Annotated in this window: 14 protein-coding genes; 7 read left to right on the forward strand and 7 right to left on the reverse strand. The window is 54.4% G+C overall.

Annotation, left to right across the window (positions count from 1 at the left end; all coding sequences use genetic code 11):
- Nucleotides 1–249: 249 nt before the first annotated feature.
- Nucleotides 250–3,879: a bifunctional proline dehydrogenase/L-glutamate gamma-semialdehyde dehydrogenase PutA gene (putA, locus tag ACN0RL_RS11325; protein ID WP_417516781.1), complete on the forward strand. Its 3,630-nt coding sequence runs from the start codon at nt 250–252 to the stop codon at nt 3,877–3,879.
- 57 nt (nt 3,880–3,936) lie between these two features.
- On the opposite strand, the gene ACN0RL_RS11330 is transcribed toward putA, so the two are convergent.
- Nucleotides 3,937–4,635, reverse strand: a complete 699-nt coding sequence (locus tag ACN0RL_RS11330; protein ID WP_417516783.1) for a lytic transglycosylase domain-containing protein — start codon at nt 4,633–4,635, stop codon at nt 3,937–3,939.
- Between the two features lie 191 nt (nt 4,636–4,826).
- Nucleotides 4,827–5,003, reverse strand: coding sequence for a DUF1328 domain-containing protein (locus ACN0RL_RS11335; RefSeq protein ID WP_134033325.1), 177 nt, complete (start codon nt 5,001–5,003; stop codon nt 4,827–4,829).
- Nucleotides 5,004–5,252: 249 nt separating this feature from the next.
- Between ACN0RL_RS11335 and ACN0RL_RS11340 the strand changes: the two genes are divergently transcribed.
- The 3 genes from ACN0RL_RS11340 (at nt 5,253) to ACN0RL_RS11350 (ending at nt 7,008) form a co-directional block, all read left to right on the forward strand.
- Nucleotides 5,253–5,729, forward strand: a complete 477-nt coding sequence (locus ACN0RL_RS11340) for a hypothetical protein (RefSeq protein ID WP_417516785.1) — start codon at nt 5,253–5,255, stop codon at nt 5,727–5,729.
- Between the two features lie 26 nt (nt 5,730–5,755).
- A complete protein-coding gene (locus ACN0RL_RS11345; protein ID WP_417516787.1) occupies nt 5,756–5,992 on the forward strand; it encodes a TIGR02647 family protein in 237 nt (78 codons plus the stop codon).
- Between the two features lie 125 nt (nt 5,993–6,117).
- Nucleotides 6,118–7,008 (forward strand): DMT family transporter, encoded by an 891-nt coding sequence (locus ACN0RL_RS11350; protein WP_417516789.1) that lies wholly within the window; start codon nt 6,118–6,120, stop codon nt 7,006–7,008.
- On the opposite strand, the gene ACN0RL_RS11355 is transcribed toward ACN0RL_RS11350, so the two are convergent.
- Nucleotides 7,005–8,219, reverse strand: coding sequence for an iron-containing alcohol dehydrogenase (locus ACN0RL_RS11355; protein ID WP_417516791.1), 1,215 nt, complete (start codon nt 8,217–8,219; stop codon nt 7,005–7,007). The two genes, ACN0RL_RS11350 and ACN0RL_RS11355, sit on opposite strands and share 4 nt — an antisense overlap.
- Nucleotides 8,220–8,397: 178 nt before the next feature.
- Here ACN0RL_RS11355 and ACN0RL_RS11360 point away from each other — a divergent pair, with 178 nt between their 5' ends.
- From ACN0RL_RS11360 to ACN0RL_RS11370, 3 genes are all read left to right on the forward strand, one after another.
- Complete coding sequence (locus ACN0RL_RS11360; RefSeq protein ID WP_417516793.1) at nt 8,398–9,300, forward strand: diacylglycerol/lipid kinase family protein; 903 nt, start codon at nt 8,398–8,400, stop codon at nt 9,298–9,300.
- A gap of 7 nt (nt 9,301–9,307) precedes the next feature.
- Nucleotides 9,308–10,003: a monofunctional biosynthetic peptidoglycan transglycosylase gene (mtgA, locus tag ACN0RL_RS11365; RefSeq protein ID WP_417516953.1), complete on the forward strand. Its 696-nt coding sequence runs from the start codon at nt 9,308–9,310 to the stop codon at nt 10,001–10,003.
- A 72-nt stretch (nt 10,004–10,075) separates the two neighbouring features.
- Nucleotides 10,076–10,756 (forward strand): NAD-dependent epimerase/dehydratase family protein, encoded by a 681-nt coding sequence (locus ACN0RL_RS11370; protein WP_417516795.1) that lies wholly within the window; start codon nt 10,076–10,078, stop codon nt 10,754–10,756.
- On the opposite strand, the gene ACN0RL_RS11375 is transcribed toward ACN0RL_RS11370, so the two are convergent.
- The 4 genes from ACN0RL_RS11375 to ACN0RL_RS11390 all read right to left on the reverse strand — a co-directional run bounded on the left by ACN0RL_RS11375 (nt 10,753) and on the right by ACN0RL_RS11390 (nt 14,609).
- Complete coding sequence (locus tag ACN0RL_RS11375; RefSeq protein WP_417516797.1) at nt 10,753–12,426, reverse strand: GMC family oxidoreductase; 1,674 nt, start codon at nt 12,424–12,426, stop codon at nt 10,753–10,755. The two genes, ACN0RL_RS11370 and ACN0RL_RS11375, sit on opposite strands and share 4 nt — an antisense overlap.
- Before the next feature lie 65 nt (nt 12,427–12,491).
- A complete protein-coding gene (locus ACN0RL_RS11380) occupies nt 12,492–13,277 on the reverse strand; it encodes a ZIP family metal transporter (protein ID WP_417516799.1) in 786 nt (261 codons plus the stop codon).
- 63 nt (nt 13,278–13,340) lie between these two features.
- Nucleotides 13,341–13,826 (reverse strand): hypothetical protein, encoded by a 486-nt coding sequence (locus tag ACN0RL_RS11385; protein ID WP_417516801.1) that lies wholly within the window; start codon nt 13,824–13,826, stop codon nt 13,341–13,343.
- Nucleotides 13,827–13,940: 114 nt separating this feature from the next.
- Nucleotides 13,941–14,609 (reverse strand): hypothetical protein, encoded by a 669-nt coding sequence (locus ACN0RL_RS11390; protein WP_417516803.1) that lies wholly within the window; start codon nt 14,607–14,609, stop codon nt 13,941–13,943.
- Nucleotides 14,610–14,802: the final 193 nt, after the last annotated feature.

Here is a 14,802-nt window from a genome sequence, read left to right on the forward strand (position 1 = left end):
CTTTCGGGCAAGTCATCGATTGGGGCGCTATGCTGTAGGTTGAAAATACCGGATAGCGCAGCAGCTCCGGAACCGAAGGTCTGGTCAGTTTAAGTTAATTTACCTGAAAAGGCATTTCGAAAAGGAGAATTGCTACATCTTTGAAGCTAAATAAAGCCGAAGTGACGTGTGCTTTTGGTTTTTACAGTGAAATAGTCTTTGTCGTTATCGGTAGAATGCGGAAAAGACAAACAACTGAGAGGTACAACTATGTTATCGCAGCAATCAGTTACTCCCGAACTTGCCAAAAGCCGGCAAGCGATTCGCGATTATTATCTCGAAGATGAGTATAAAGTCATTCACGAGATGATTGCTGACGCTCAGTTGTCCCGGGAAGAGCGCGAAGCTATCTCCGCCCGTGCGGCCGATCTGGTGCGCAGTGTTCGCAAAGGCGCAAAGTCGACGATCATGGAGAAATTTTTGGCGGAATACGGGCTCACGACCAAAGAGGGCGTGGCGCTTATGTGTCTGGCGGAAGCGCTGTTACGTGTGCCCGACAGCACTACCATCAATGCATTGATTGAAGACAAGATTACCTCAGGCAACTGGGGCGCTCACGTCGGCAAAGCGACGTCATCTTTTATCAACTCCACGACGGTTGCTCTGTTGATGACCAGCAACCTGCTGAAGGATTCCGAGCGTCAAACCGTCGGTGAGACTCTGCGCAAGCTGGTCAAGCGCCTGGGTGAGCCTGTGGTTCGCACGGTTGCAGGCCAGGCCATGAAGGAAATGGGCCGCCAGTTTGTTCTGGGCCGCGATATCGAAGAAGCGCAGAGTGAAGCCAAGTCTTACATGGCAAAAGGGTACACCTATTCCTACGACATGCTGGGTGAGGCCGCACGTACCGATGCCGATGCCCGTCGTTATTTCGAGTCCTATTCCAGCGCCATTGATAGCATTGCCAAAAACTGCAAAGGCGATGTGCGCAAAAACCCCGGCATTTCGGTAAAGCTGTCTGCACTGCTGGCTCGTTACGAGTACGGCCATAAGGACCGGGTGATGGCTGAGTTGCTGCCCCGCGCCCTGATGCTCGCCAAAAAAGCGGCGGCTGCCAATATGGGTTTCAATATTGATGCCGAGGAACAGGACCGGCTCGACCTCTCACTGGATGTTATCGAAGGGATTTTGTCCGACCCGGAACTGGCTGGTTGGGATGGCTTTGGCGTGGTTGTTCAGGCTTTTGCCAAGCGTGCCTCCTATACGCTTGACTGGTTATACGCGCTCTCTGAAAAGCTTGACCGTCGCATCATGGTTCGCCTGGTGAAGGGTGCTTACTGGGACGCCGAAATCAAGCGTGCCCAGGTGATGGGCCTGAGCGATTTCCCGGTGTTCACGCGCAAGGCATGCAGTGACGTCGCCTACCTCTCGTGTGCCAAAAAACTGGTGGGCATGAGCGATCGTATTTATTCGCAGTTCGCTACCCACAACGCGCACTCGGTTTCGGCCATTCTGGAACTGGCTAAAACCGCAGGTCTCAAAAGCTACGAGTTCCAGCGCTTGCACGGCATGGGCGAATCGTTGCACAACCAGGTCCTCAAAGAGAGTGGTGTGCCCTGCAGGATCTACGCACCTGTCGGTAAACACAGCGATTTGCTGGCTTATCTTGTGCGTCGTTTGCTCGAAAACGGAGCCAACAGCTCATTCGTCAATCAGATTGTAGACACCAGCATCACCCCTGAGGAGATTGCCAAGGATCCCATTGATGCAGTCCAGGAGCTGGGTGAAAACCTTTCCAGTAAGGTGATTGTGCGGCCTGCGGACCTGTTTGGCCCCAATCGCCGCAATTCCAAAGGGTGGGATATTACCGATCCGGTCACGGTTGCGCGCATCAACGAAGGACGCGATGCATTCCGTAGTCACCGCTGGACTGGCGGCCCGCTTATTGCTGCGGATGTTACCGGCACCGAAGTGCTGGACGTTAAAAATCCGGCTAACCCGGATGATCAGGTCGGGCAGATTACGCAGGCTAATGAAGCCGATGTCGATGCTGCCATTACCGCCGCTCAGCAAGGCTTCACTACCTGGTCCGCCATGTCTGCAGAAGATCGTGCAGCCTGTGTTCGCAAAGTTGGAGACCTTCTGGAGGAGAATGCCCACGAACTGTTTGCACTGACAACCCGGGAAGCAGGCAAATCCTTGCTGGATGCCATTGCCGAAATTCGCGAGGCGGTGGATTTTTCGCAGTTTTACGCCAACGAAGGTGTGCGCATTAACGACAATGGTGAGGCTCGCGGCGTTATTTGCTGTATCTCGCCCTGGAACTTCCCATTGGCAATCTTTGCGGGTCAGGTTCTGGCGAATCTGGCGGCCGGCAACGTAGTCGTTGCGAAACCAGCGGAGCAAACGTCGTTGCTTGCCTTCCGTGCTGTTGAACTTATGCACCAAGCGGGCATTCCAAAAGATGCGATTCAGTTGTTGCCGGGATCGGGTTCTGTTGTGGGCACTGCGCTCACCTCTGATTCCAGAGTGGCAGGCGTTTGTTTTACCGGCTCCACGCCGACGGCCCAACGTATCAATAAAGTGATGTCTGAAAACATGGCCCCGGATGCGCCTTTGGTGGCGGAAACCGGTGGTTTGAATGCCATGATTGTCGATTCCACAGCGCTGCCGGAACAGGTGGTTCGGGACGTACTTGCATCGTCTTTCCAGAGTGCGGGCCAGCGTTGCTCTGCGCTGCGTATGCTCTATGTGCAAAAAGACATAGCCGAGAACCTGCTGGAAATGCTTTACGGCGCCATGGAAGAGCTGGGGATTGGTGATCCCTGGGCACTTTCTACAGACGTGGGTCCGGTTATTGATGAGGCTGCCCGCAAGAAGATCGTGGATCATTGCGATAAGTTCGAACGCGAAGGTCGCCTGCTTAAAAAGCTCCCGGTACCCGAAAAGGGGCTGTTCGTTTCACCTGCTGTGCTGCGAGTCAACGGTATCGAAGATATGGAAGAAGAGATCTTCGGGCCGATACTGCATGTAGCTACCTTTGAGGCCAAGGAGATCGACAAGGTCGTCGATGCGATTAACGCCAAAGGCTATGGGCTGACGTTCGGCATCCACAGTCGGGTGGATAACCGGGTTGACCGCATTTCCAGCCGGGTCAAGGTTGGCAACATCTATGTTAACCGTAACCAGATCGGTGCGATTGTTGGTTCTCAGCCGTTTGGTGGTGAAGGGCTCTCCGGAACCGGGCCAAAGGCAGGCGGCCCTCAATACGTTCGCCGCTTCCTGAAAGGACCCACGGCCGAGCGGCCGGCAGCGTCGGGTGGTAAAGCGATCGATGGCAAGAAACTGGAAGGATTGATTGGCAACCTTGGCAAGCTCAAAGCGCCGGCGCCAAAAGCCAGAACTGAAGCCCTGGAGCCGATTTTCGGGAAGGTGCCTGAGCCGCTGGATGCCCACGCGGAAGAGTTGCCGGGACCAACCGGTGAGCTTAACCGGCTCACCAATCATGCACGTGGTGTGGTGATATGTCTTGGGCCAGACAAGGAAACGGCGCTGGCACAGGCTGCCATGGCGCTGTCGCAGGGTAACAAAGTGGCGGTGATCGCACCGGGCGTTGGAGACACCGTGAGTCGCGCAGCACAGGCCGGGCTGCCAATTGTAGGCGTTGAAGGTAATCTTGAGCCGGAAGCACTGGCTACTGCCAGTGGCTTTGAAGCAGTCGTGAGTTGTGCTGAGCAACCACTTCTGCGGAAGTATCGTCTGGCTCTGGCGAAACGTGACGGTGCGCTGCTGCCTCTGATCACCGAACATACTCTTGATGAGCGTTTTGTGATTGAGCGTCATCTTTGCGTAGATACAACCGCGGCCGGTGGTAACGCCAGCCTCATTGCGGCATCCGAATAAAATTGTTGCCAGAACCGGTAGCGCTGAGACCCAGGGACGGGTCGGCCGGTTTATTGATCAATTGCTCGCATATCGTTCGTGCAGTATGCCTACTCGCTCAACGTAGGCTTTGGTTTCGGCATAGGGCGGTATTCCGCCGTAACGGCTCACGGCACCAGGGCCAGCGTTGTAGGCTGCGGTTGCCAGCCTTGTGTCGCCCTTGAACCGATCAAGCATTTTCGCAAGATAGGTGACTCCGCCGCGGATGTTATCGGCTGCCACCATGGCGTTCTGAACGCCGACTTCCAGAGCGGTTCCCGGCATTAACTGCATCAGCCCTTGCGCACCCACCGGTGAAAGCGCCTTTTCATTGAACGCAGATTCCGCATGAATGACCGCGCGTACCAGCGCCGGATCTACGCCATACTCGCTGGCAGCTGTTTTAATTTCGGTATCATAACGGCCAGAAAACAGGGGTGTTGTGCGCCAGTTGACGCGAGAGTCGGGGTCGCAGGCGTAACAGTGGAAGCTGATCACGTCGAAATCTGCAACCGAGGGCCGGGTTCCGGTGTACGCGACAATGCCGTTTTCGTCCTGATACCGGAAAACAGTTTCGCTTTTACTGGAGGCTCGTCCGGGGCTGTTACTTTTAACGTTGGTAAACTCAACGCGGCCGTCGGGGTGCACAATACGCTTGATGCTGTCTGCTGTAACCGGTGTGGATAACCAGATCAGTAAGGTAAGAAACGGCAGGGCGATATGCTGTGGTCGTATCATTGGCTACTCGCGGAAAGCGCAATCGACGGATGTGCTGCCGGACATGATAAGACAGACACAGCGAAGATTATACGGCGCTACCGGGCAGAAATGACATTACGTCTTGTCGGAAAAATGTTACCGGGAGAGCAGCCCGGGCACGGCAATCAGGGGTGCCCGGGCCAAAACACTGATCAGATTCACTGAGAATGCTAGATCTTTGGCCCCCGCCCGCGCACTGCATTGGCGACCAGAGAAATCACCAGCAGGATGAGAAATATAAAGAACAGTACTTTGGCGATACCTGCCGCTGTGCCTGCAATGCCCCCGAAACCGAGAACGCCGGCAATGACGGCGATGATGAGACAAATGACAGCCCAATAAAGCATAGTCTTTCCTCCTTGTTAAACTTCAGTTCAAACGTGGCACAGACTTCAGGAATGCACAAATTTCGAACGGGTCCAAAGCCATCAAAGTGCAATTCCTGATGAGGTTTATCGTTTTTAAAGATATGTTTTTATTGATATAAACTGGTTTCATTGTCAGTTGATTAAGCTTTTATAAGATAAGCTGTTGGTCGGGATATTGTTATCGTGGCGCTACTGCTATTCTTAATGGACGAAGCTCGGGAGTAATTTATGACTTTGAAACACATCACCTGTGCTCTGCTTGTTGCAGCCTCTTGCGCGCTGGCCGAACCTCTGTATGCGGAAACAACCGAGTCATCGGTAGACAAGCTCAAGCAGGAAAGCCGGGAGCTTGGCGAGACACTGCAGGAATACGGTGCCGACCAGAAGGACCAGGCGGAGGACTCGATCAACCGCACACTCTCAGCTCTGGACAGACGTATTGCTGAACTCGAGAAAGAGCTTTCAGAAAATTGGGATGACATGAGCAACACTGCGAGGGAGCGCTCGCAGGAAAGTCTGGCGTCTCTTCGCGAACAGCGTGAACGAGTGCAAGTCTGGTATAACGAGCTCAAAGCCAGTTCTGCATCGGCATGGGAGCGGGCCAAAAAAGGCTTCTCTGATGCCTATGAAACATTTTCTGAGCAGTGGAATGAAACCGAGCGGGATCTGACTCTCGATCAGGAAAAGAAATCCGAAAGCATCTGACCATCAAAACGAGACAAGGAAACACAATGCCATTTTCTCCAGACCACATTGCCGAGCTTAACCTGTTGTCACAGTTTGAATCCTCTTCAGGCCAGGCTGGTATCAAGGTGCATCGGCATGATGCAGCACCGGCGACCGTTCAGGCCGCCGAGCGACTTTTTGCCAAGGGTTTGATTACTCGTGATGACGGGGGCTATCTCACGCCCATGGGCAGTGAGGCCGTAGAGTTGGCGCAGAAGCTGCAGTCTATACTCACTACATAAAAGCCAGTATTTCGGCCAGATGGGCATCTGTGATGGTCTTCTGGCCGGTTGTCTGTGTCTGTTATACATGCGCATGAGCTACTAAACTGGCTGACCGCCTAAATACCTCATTCCGGCTATCCGCTATGCGCAAGATGTTCTTTTCCTTTTTTGTTCCCGCGCTTTTTGTTTGGTTGTGGAGCACCGGTTTTATCGGTGCCAAATACGGCTTGCCCTACGCCGAGCCATTTACTCTCCTGTTGATCCGTATGTTGCTGACGCTGGTGCTGCTTTTTGTACTGGCATTGTTGCTTAAAACCCGCTGGCCGGGCTGGCGGCCTGCCGGGCACCTGGCGGTTACCGGGCTGCTGGTTCACGGTTGTTATCTTGGCGGGGTCTATTACGCGATTCAGGACGGAATGCCCTCCGGTATAGTGTCTTTGGTCGTTGGTCTTCAGCCGTTGGTAACGGCAGGTGCGGCGGTCTTCGTGCTGAGAGAGGCGGTCTCAGGCAGGCAGTGGCTTGGGCTTGGGCTGGGGTTGTTGGGTGTAACGCTGGTTTTGCTGGAGAAGTTTGGCGGGGCAGGCAATCCGGGCACCGGCTTTCCCCTCTGGACGCTTGTCTGGGCTCTGTTTGCCCTGACCGGCATCTCATTGGGAACGGTGTATCAGAAGCGTTATGGCACCGGTGCAGATCTTGTTGCGGGCACTATCATTCAGTATGGCGCCGCGGCCATGTTCTTCGCAGTTGGCGCGCTGATGCTGGAGACCCGAGAGGTAATCTGGTCTTTGCAGTTACAGCTTTCCATGGCCTGGCTGGTCCTGGGTGTTTCCATTGGTGCAATACTGCTGCTGATGTGGCTGATTCGTCGTGGCGCAGCATCCCAGGTTGCCAGCCTGTTTTATCTGGTGCCCCCGGTGACTGCCCTGGAAGCTTTCTGGCTGTTCGATGAACGCCTGGGCGTGCTGGCGATTGCGGGAGGCATTGTTTCCATAACCGGAGTCGCGCTGGTGGTATCGCAGAGGCGCCCCGGCTAAGAGGCGCTGATAACGCGCAACACCTGAACAATGTCGCCTTGATTCAGATATCTGGGAACCGCATAAGTGCCGTGTGCCTCTTTCATGGAGGCCTGGGCAATATCCGCAAAGTGGCTTTGATCGATACCTTTTACTTTGCGCTCTATTGGCAAGGCTGCCAGCAGTTCATTGACCCTTTCGATCAGCTTGTCGGCAGCCCGCGAATCCATATCTTTATCAGAGGCAAGATCACAAAATCTGGCCAGCGCAGCCATGCGTGCTTCAGCGCATTTCCGGTTCACTTCCAGTATGTGTGGCAAAACAATGGCATTAGCCCGGCCGTGAGGAACGCCATACTGTGTGCCCAGCTGATGGGCAATGGCATGTACATAGCCCAGGCCCGTTTTATTGATCGCCTGGCCGCCATAATTTGCTGCCAGCGCCATTGCACCGCGGGCTTCGTGGTCCTGGCCGTTTTCGCAGGCTTTTTCCAGATGTTTGAATACAAGCCTCACACCTGCACCGGAGTAAAATTCAGTCTCCGGTGTTGAAAAATCGCTGATCCACGATTCGAGACAATGAGTCAGGGCATCGATTCCGGTATCCGCTGTTACGGATCGGGGCATGCCGACCATGATTTCCGGATCCAGTGCAGCAGCCAGAGGCACCAGCTTCGGGTCGATCACAAGATTCTTCACATGCGTGATTTCATCCGATATAACCGCGCCGATGGTTACCTCGGAGCCGGTTCCGGCTGTCGTTGGAACTACGAAAAGCGGTAGCGCACGCTTTCGGGCTTTGAGTATACCAACCAGATCCTGAGGTGTTTTATTGTTAGTGGCCGCCAAAGCGATAACTTTCGCGGCATCGATGGAGGAACCTCCGCCAACAGCCAGCACCGCATCGCAGGTATGCTGGTGAAGTATTTTCAATCCGCTCTCTACAACCCGGAATCCCGGGTCTGGTGTAACTTCGCTGTATACGACCGTTTCAACTCCCATCTCGTTCAGGCGATCGACAATCGGGCTTGTAACACCCAACTGCAACAACACCTCGTCTGTGACCAGAAGCACCCGTTTGAAACCAAAGTGCGCTATCTGTTCAGCCAGCCGGAGGCGGGACTGCGCGCCTAGCAGGATATTGGGCATCGGAGTTGGTATCAGTTTCACGATTAACTTGAGAGCCGCCAGTTGGGCTTTGGATCGTACAGGGGTGAATTTATCAATAAACATAGCCAGCTTCCGGGTAATTCCAGTTGGGTTCAGATCTTGAACTATAGTCTGACAATCCGTCATCTGGAAATAGGATGCTGGTTTCCTGATCGTAACCTCAGTAGAGGCGAGTTTGAGGTATGTTGGAAGTGATTGTTTTCCGGATAATGTATGGCGCACGTAAAGAGAAAAGGATGATATGACCTATTGGCTGGTTGCAAATCCAGAAGCAGGCGATGGCCAGAAAGGCAGGGCGTTCTGGCTTGAGATGCTTGGAAATGCCGGCATCATCAGCCCCGAGTGTTGTGATTTCAGAGATCAGAACTGGAAGGATCGGGTACATCCTGATGACGTTGTTATGGTTGCGGGTGGCGATGGTTCGGTTAATGCCGGTGCCAGGCTTTGCCTTGAGCGCAATGCCATACTGGCCGTTTTGCCGTCAGGTACAGCTAACGATTTTGCTCGCAACCTTGCTTTGCCGCAGGAACCTGAGGCGGTGTGTCGATTAGTGAAGCAGGGTGTTACGCAAATGATTGATGTCGCCGAGTTTGGCGACCGGCTTTTCCTGAATGTTGCCCATGTCGGCCTGGGTACACTTCCCGCCCGGGAGTCGCAGGGCTCAGCCAAAAAGCTCCTGGGTCGTTTCAGCTACGGTGTTGAACTGTTGCGCAGTGTCCGCGCCAAGCGAGGCTTTCACGCAGAAATAACGTGCGATCAAGCTTTCGTGAGCGGTCGTTGGTTATCCATTGCAGTGGCCAGTGGTGCTTTTTTCGGAGGAGGGAATGAGATTCCGCAAGCGACTGCCGATGACGGGCTTCTGGACGTTATCGCCGTGAAACCACGGCCGTTGGTGCAACTGATTCTGACGTTTCTGATGGTCAGGTTTAACGGCAGATCGCCCAACCGCACCAGCACTGTAGTGCACCTGAAAGGTAAGCGTTGCGATGTTCTTACTTCCCGACCAAAGACTGTTACCGTGGACGGCGACGAAGCGGGCAAGACGCCGCTGCACGTAATCTGTCGAAAGCATTGTCTCCGGGTCATCGGTGCGTCGGTCGTGGGCACGGGAATGGTCGATGGCGACAGCCTGGGGCTCGGGTAACGCGCTTATGGCCCGCAGATCGATGGTTAGATGGCTTTTCCGTGCGATGGCCTGGGTGCTTTTTACACTGGTGCTGTTATTTGTTTCCCTGTTGCTTCTTTTTCGGTACGTAAATCCTCCAACCTCTGCGTTTATCGTCAGTTACAGTATTGCAAATCCGGACCAGAAGGTGCGACAGCAATGGGTCAGCCTTTCGGATATTTCGCCGTGGATGCCGCTTGCGGTTGTGGCCAGCGAAGATCAGCGGTTTCCGGATCACTGGGGGGTCGATTTTTCAGCGATTCGCCAAGCCCTGGCCGAATATCACGCTGGTGAGGGGCTCAGAGGTGCAAGCACGATCACGCAGCAAACTGCGAAGAACCTGTTTCTCTGGAATGGTCGCAGCTTCGTGCGTAAGGCGATGGAAGCGGGCCTTGGGCTGGCTGTCGATGGGCTCTGGCCCAAACGCAGAATTCTGGAGGTATACCTCAATATTGCCGAATTTGGCCCCGGAATATATGGGGTTGAGGCTGCAAGTCAGGTTTATTTCGGGATTCCTGCTCGCCAGTTGTCAGCAGAGCAAGCTGCGCGCTTAGCGGCGGTTTTGCCTAATCCGAAGGTTCTCAGTGTTGCGTCTCCGTCAGCCTATGTTCGGGATCGGGCATTCTGGATTCGTGGCCAGATGGACCAATTATCGGGATTGCAGTACCTGAAAGGGCTCTAGATACCAAAGGCGGGCTCCGGTCTGGCGGAGTCTTTGATATTATGAGTGCCTGCGCTGAGAGAAGAGAATACTATGAGAGTGCTATTACTGGGTGCTACCGGGCTTACCGGCGGGCTTGTTTTAAGTGGGTTGCTGGCCCGTGACGATATTGAGTTGGTGCAGGTGCCACTGCGGCGCCGGTCAAAGTTTGATCACAGCAAGCTCCGCCAGGAGGAGATTGATTTTGATCGCATGGAAGACTATCCCGGGCTTTTTCAGGTAGATGCGATTATCTGTTGTCTTGGTACAACGATCAAAAAGGCGGGCTCTCAGGAACAGTTCCGTAAAGTGGATTTTGGTTACGGGCTGAAAGCCGCCGAGCTGGGTCGGGCTGAGGGTGCTAAAGCATTTATTCTGATGTCGGCCATAGGTTCTTCGTCTTCATCAACCATCTTTTACAACCGGGTAAAGGGCGAACTGGAGGATGGTGTCAGGGGGCTAGGGTATCCTTATCTTTCAATTTACCAGCCCAGCCTGTTGCTTGGTGCCAGGACCGAGCATCGCGCAGGAGAGGCCTTGGGAGTTAAAGCCATGCCACTGGTCAATCGGGTTCTTGTTGGTCCGTTGGAAAAATACCGTGGTATCGAAGCGGCGACGGTTGCCAGTGCGATGGTTAATGAGGTTTGCAGTCTGGCATCCGAATCTGCGGCCGAGCAGGTGGTTCAGATCCGGGAATACCAGGATATCGTCAGGCTGTCTGATCAGGCAGCTTAATTGCCGGCCAGGATCCACCTTGCGGCTTTCTCGGCAATCATCAATGTGGGTGAATTGGTGTTGCCGCTGGTAATCACGGGCATCACGCCCGCGTCTACCACGCGCAAACCGGTTACACCTCTTACTCTAAGGTGAGAGTCCACCACGGCCATCGCATCATCGGGCCGCCCCATGCGGGTTGTGCCCACGGGATGAAAAATGGTGGTGCCTATGTCGCCGGCCAGGCGGCTAAGATCCTCGTCGGTCTGATACTGCGCCCCGGGTTTGTATTCCTCGGGCATGTACTTTGAAAAGGCTGGCTGTTCCGCAATGCGGCGTGTTACTCGCAATGAGTCTGCCGCAACTTTAAGATCCTCCGGGGTGCTGAGATAATTGGGCGCAATAGCCGGCGCCTCCAGGGGGTTGCGACTACGGATACGCACAGTGCCCCGGCTAGTGGGATTGAGGTTGCACACACTTGCGGTAATGGCCGGGAAATCGTGCAGGGGTTGGCCAAAGGCATCCAGGCTCAGCGGCTGAATGTGGTACTGGATATTGGCGTAGTCATATTCATCTGAACTGCGGGTAAATGCGCACAGTTGTGAAGGCGCCATGCTCATGGGGCCGGAGCGTTTAAGCAGATACTCAAGACCAATCCGGGCCTTGCCCCAAAGAGAGTTGGCCATGGTGTTCAGGGTGAGGGCGTTCTTTACCTTGTAAACAGAGCGGATTTGCAAGTGATCCTGAAGGTTTTCGCCGACCCCTGGCAAGTCTGCGACGACCGGAATGTCTAATGCCTGCAACAGGTCGGATGGCCCTATTCCGGATAATTGCAGCAGTTGCGGTGAGCCGATCGAGCCGGCCGATAAAATAACTTCGCGGCTGGCCGTCGCCAGGGTTTCAACTTGAGAGTCAGTGCCTGCCACGCGCACGCCGGTGCACCTTGGCTGTTCGCCATCCGTGTTCATCTCCAGGTTCAATACCTGAGTGGAGTGCCACACGGTGAGGTTGGGCCGTTTCGAGGCGCTCCGCAAAAAGGCTTTGGAGGTATTCCAGCGCCAGCCGGCGCGTTGGTTTACCTCGAAATAGTTCACGCCTTCATTGTCACCCCGGTTGAAATCACTTGTCCGGGGGACACCCGCCTGAACCGCTGCTTCGGCAAAGTCTTCGAGAACTTGCCATTTCAGACGCTGGCGCTCCACCCGCCATTCACCGCCATGGCCGTGAAAATGTTTGTGTTCACTATTTGTGCGGTCGCCGGCGTCCCGGCCATGATGATCCTCATGGCGCATGAAGTCAGGCAGGCAATTGTCCCAGTTCCAGGCGTCATCGCCGGTTATTTCCGCCCACCGATTGTAATCCCTGGCCTGGCCGCGAATATACAACATGCCGTTGATGCTGGAGCAGCCACCCAGGGTTTTACCGCGCGGGTATATCAGAGACCGGTTATTCAGCCCCGGTGCCGGCTCGGTGCGGAAACACCAATCGGTACGTGGATTGTTGATGCAGTAGAGGTAACCCACCGGAATATGAATCCAGTGATAGTTGTCCCGCCCTCCGGCTTCGATCAGCAGCACCCGGTTCTCCGGTTTGGCGCTCAGGCGGTTCGCCAACAGACAACCGGCGGTTCCGGCACCAACTACAATATAGTCAAACTCAAACGGACCCGGCGTTTTATTGTTATCGGGCAAGGTGGTTTCTCCGAGGTGATCGTTCTGAAATAGTGGCCTGATTTAAACAGTAGTCTTACGCCACACTACCCCAATGTGGCGTCCAGGAACATCATGACAACAAAGCCTACCAGCAATGAGAAAGTCGCCAGCGTTTTATAGCTGTTCCGGTGGGTTTCCGGAATGATCTCGTTGCTGATAATAAATAGCATGGCCCCTGCAGCAAAACCCAGAGTCCAGGGCATAACCGGCTCTGCCAGCCATACCATGGCAGCGCCGAATATGCCGCCGATTGGCTCGGCAAGCCCGGTCAGCAGCGCTATAGTGAATGCTCTGGCCCTGGAGTATTGGATGGCCATCAATGAGAGAGCAACGGCAAGGCCTTCGGGAATGTTCTGAATACCTATGCCCATCGCCAGCACAAAGCCGTTGCTCACGTCCCCTCCTGCAAAACCAACGCCCACCGCCATGCCTTCCGGGAAGTTATGCAGCGTTATGGCAATAATAAAGAGCCATATGCGGCGAATATGCGTAGCATTCGGGCCTTCTGGCCCAAGGCTGAAGTGCTCATGGGGCAGTCTCTGGTGGATGAAGTACAGAGCCCCTGCGCCGGACAATATGCCGAATATTACCAGCAGGGCTGCCGCCCAGGTTGAACCCAGCAGTGCCTCGCCGTGCTCGAGCCCCGGAAGCAGCAACGAGAAAAAAGAGGCTGCAAGCATCACGCCCGCAGCACCTGCAAGCATGCTGTCCTGCAACCGGTCAGACAGGGTTTTGACGAAGAAAACCGCCAAGGCACCGATTCCGGTTGCAAGGCCCGCCAGCAAGCTCGCCAGTGCGCCAAGCCATATAATGTTGATATCGGTTGTCATAAAAAACTGATTTTCATGGCCGGTGTTATGCCGCGTAATCGCTGTAGGAGCTGCTTCATGCCGTCAGTCTGTTTTGTAGGTTGGGCTTTTCGAGCGCGACAGAGTTGGCTCGCAGCCAATGATCTGTCTTGCCTGCTTGTGAGCATGGAGGTACCAGCGCACCCCGGGTTTTTTGAATGTTTGCGGTGTGACACTGAAATCGGTTGTTTCCATCGTGGCGGGGATAGGCGAGCCGTCGGCATGACGGTAAACACAGCTGGTACCCAGAGTTACAGAAGTAGCAACGGGTAACTCTATAAAGCCGTCATCCTGAACCTGCGGGGTTTCGCCATCCACACTGATGATTTTGAGGCAGGGGCCATAATGAACTTTTGCCAGATCACGCAGATATTCACTCAGACAGTGTTGGGCGCTGAGAAAGACTGTGCCGCTGGTTGCGCCTTCCTGGCTTGCGGATGCATTTTTGTTGCCTGGCTGTTGATCGGGCAATGACTGGCAGCCTGCAATGGAAAGGAGGCTGGCCAGCAGAAGCGTGACGACAGGTTTCATCGTGACTCCTTGTTGTGTTGAACAAAAGGGAATTGTCCGGGAACAAACAAGGAGCCAGTTTAGATCAGATCCGGGATGCCTGGGTACCCGTCAGGATATATAAAAGGACACAGCTCAGCTTGCCCGCCCGAACAGCTTCTCAAAAAAGCCGGCGGAACGTACATCCGGAATGGGCAAGCTATCTAATTCATCCATGGCTCTACGCCAGAAGTGTTCCGGGTTGTCCAGTTCCGCAACCAGTGCGCGCTCATCCGGGCTGTAATGGTTGTGTTCTCCCGCCAGCCCTTTGTCCATCAGTGCCTGTGTCCACAAATAAACCGCGGCCCTTACTGTTCTAAGCAGGCGTGAATAAACATCGCGGCTGAGGTTGATGGCCAGTTCTGCGCTCAGGTTGATCTGTTTCTGCAGAACAGCCATATCTTCTTCATCCAGCATTAGCCGGTTGCCGTCGCCTTTTTTGCTGTTAACGCAGATTTTTTCCAGAGACCTGGTGCCCTCTATCAGGTCGATATGTCCAAACTCGAGCTTCTGCTTTTCGTTTATCACTGGCGCAGGGATCCACCCATATTGTGGAGATTTCGCGACGATGTGTCCGGGTAGATCCAGGCGATAGGGCGGTGCCGCATCGCGATCCTGGTAACCATCGAATTCGGAGCGTAGCCATGCAGCCATTTTTTTGTGTCGCAACATCATGGCAAGCGTTATAGCCGACGGCATGATGCTCTCAAGAAGCTCGCCCGAATCCCGGGTACGCTCGTCGAGATGATTGGCTGATGCAGACATATGCTCTCCTCGGTGGAGGCGGGGTTCTGGGGGCCTGCCTCCATATTTTTGTTGTTGTGCCGTTCCCGGAATTGCCTGGACGGATTTATCAGAATGGTGCTCGTGCTTAAAAAGTAGACAATGACGCCGAGTGGCGCCGTTGTAAAAAGGTTATTTCTTTGTAACGGAGGGTAAGCGGTTTATGCGGTTAGGC

Origin of the sequence: Marinobacter sp. (assembly GCF_048259445.1) — a bacterium.
GTDB lineage: Bacteria > Pseudomonadota > Gammaproteobacteria > Pseudomonadales > Oleiphilaceae > Marinobacter.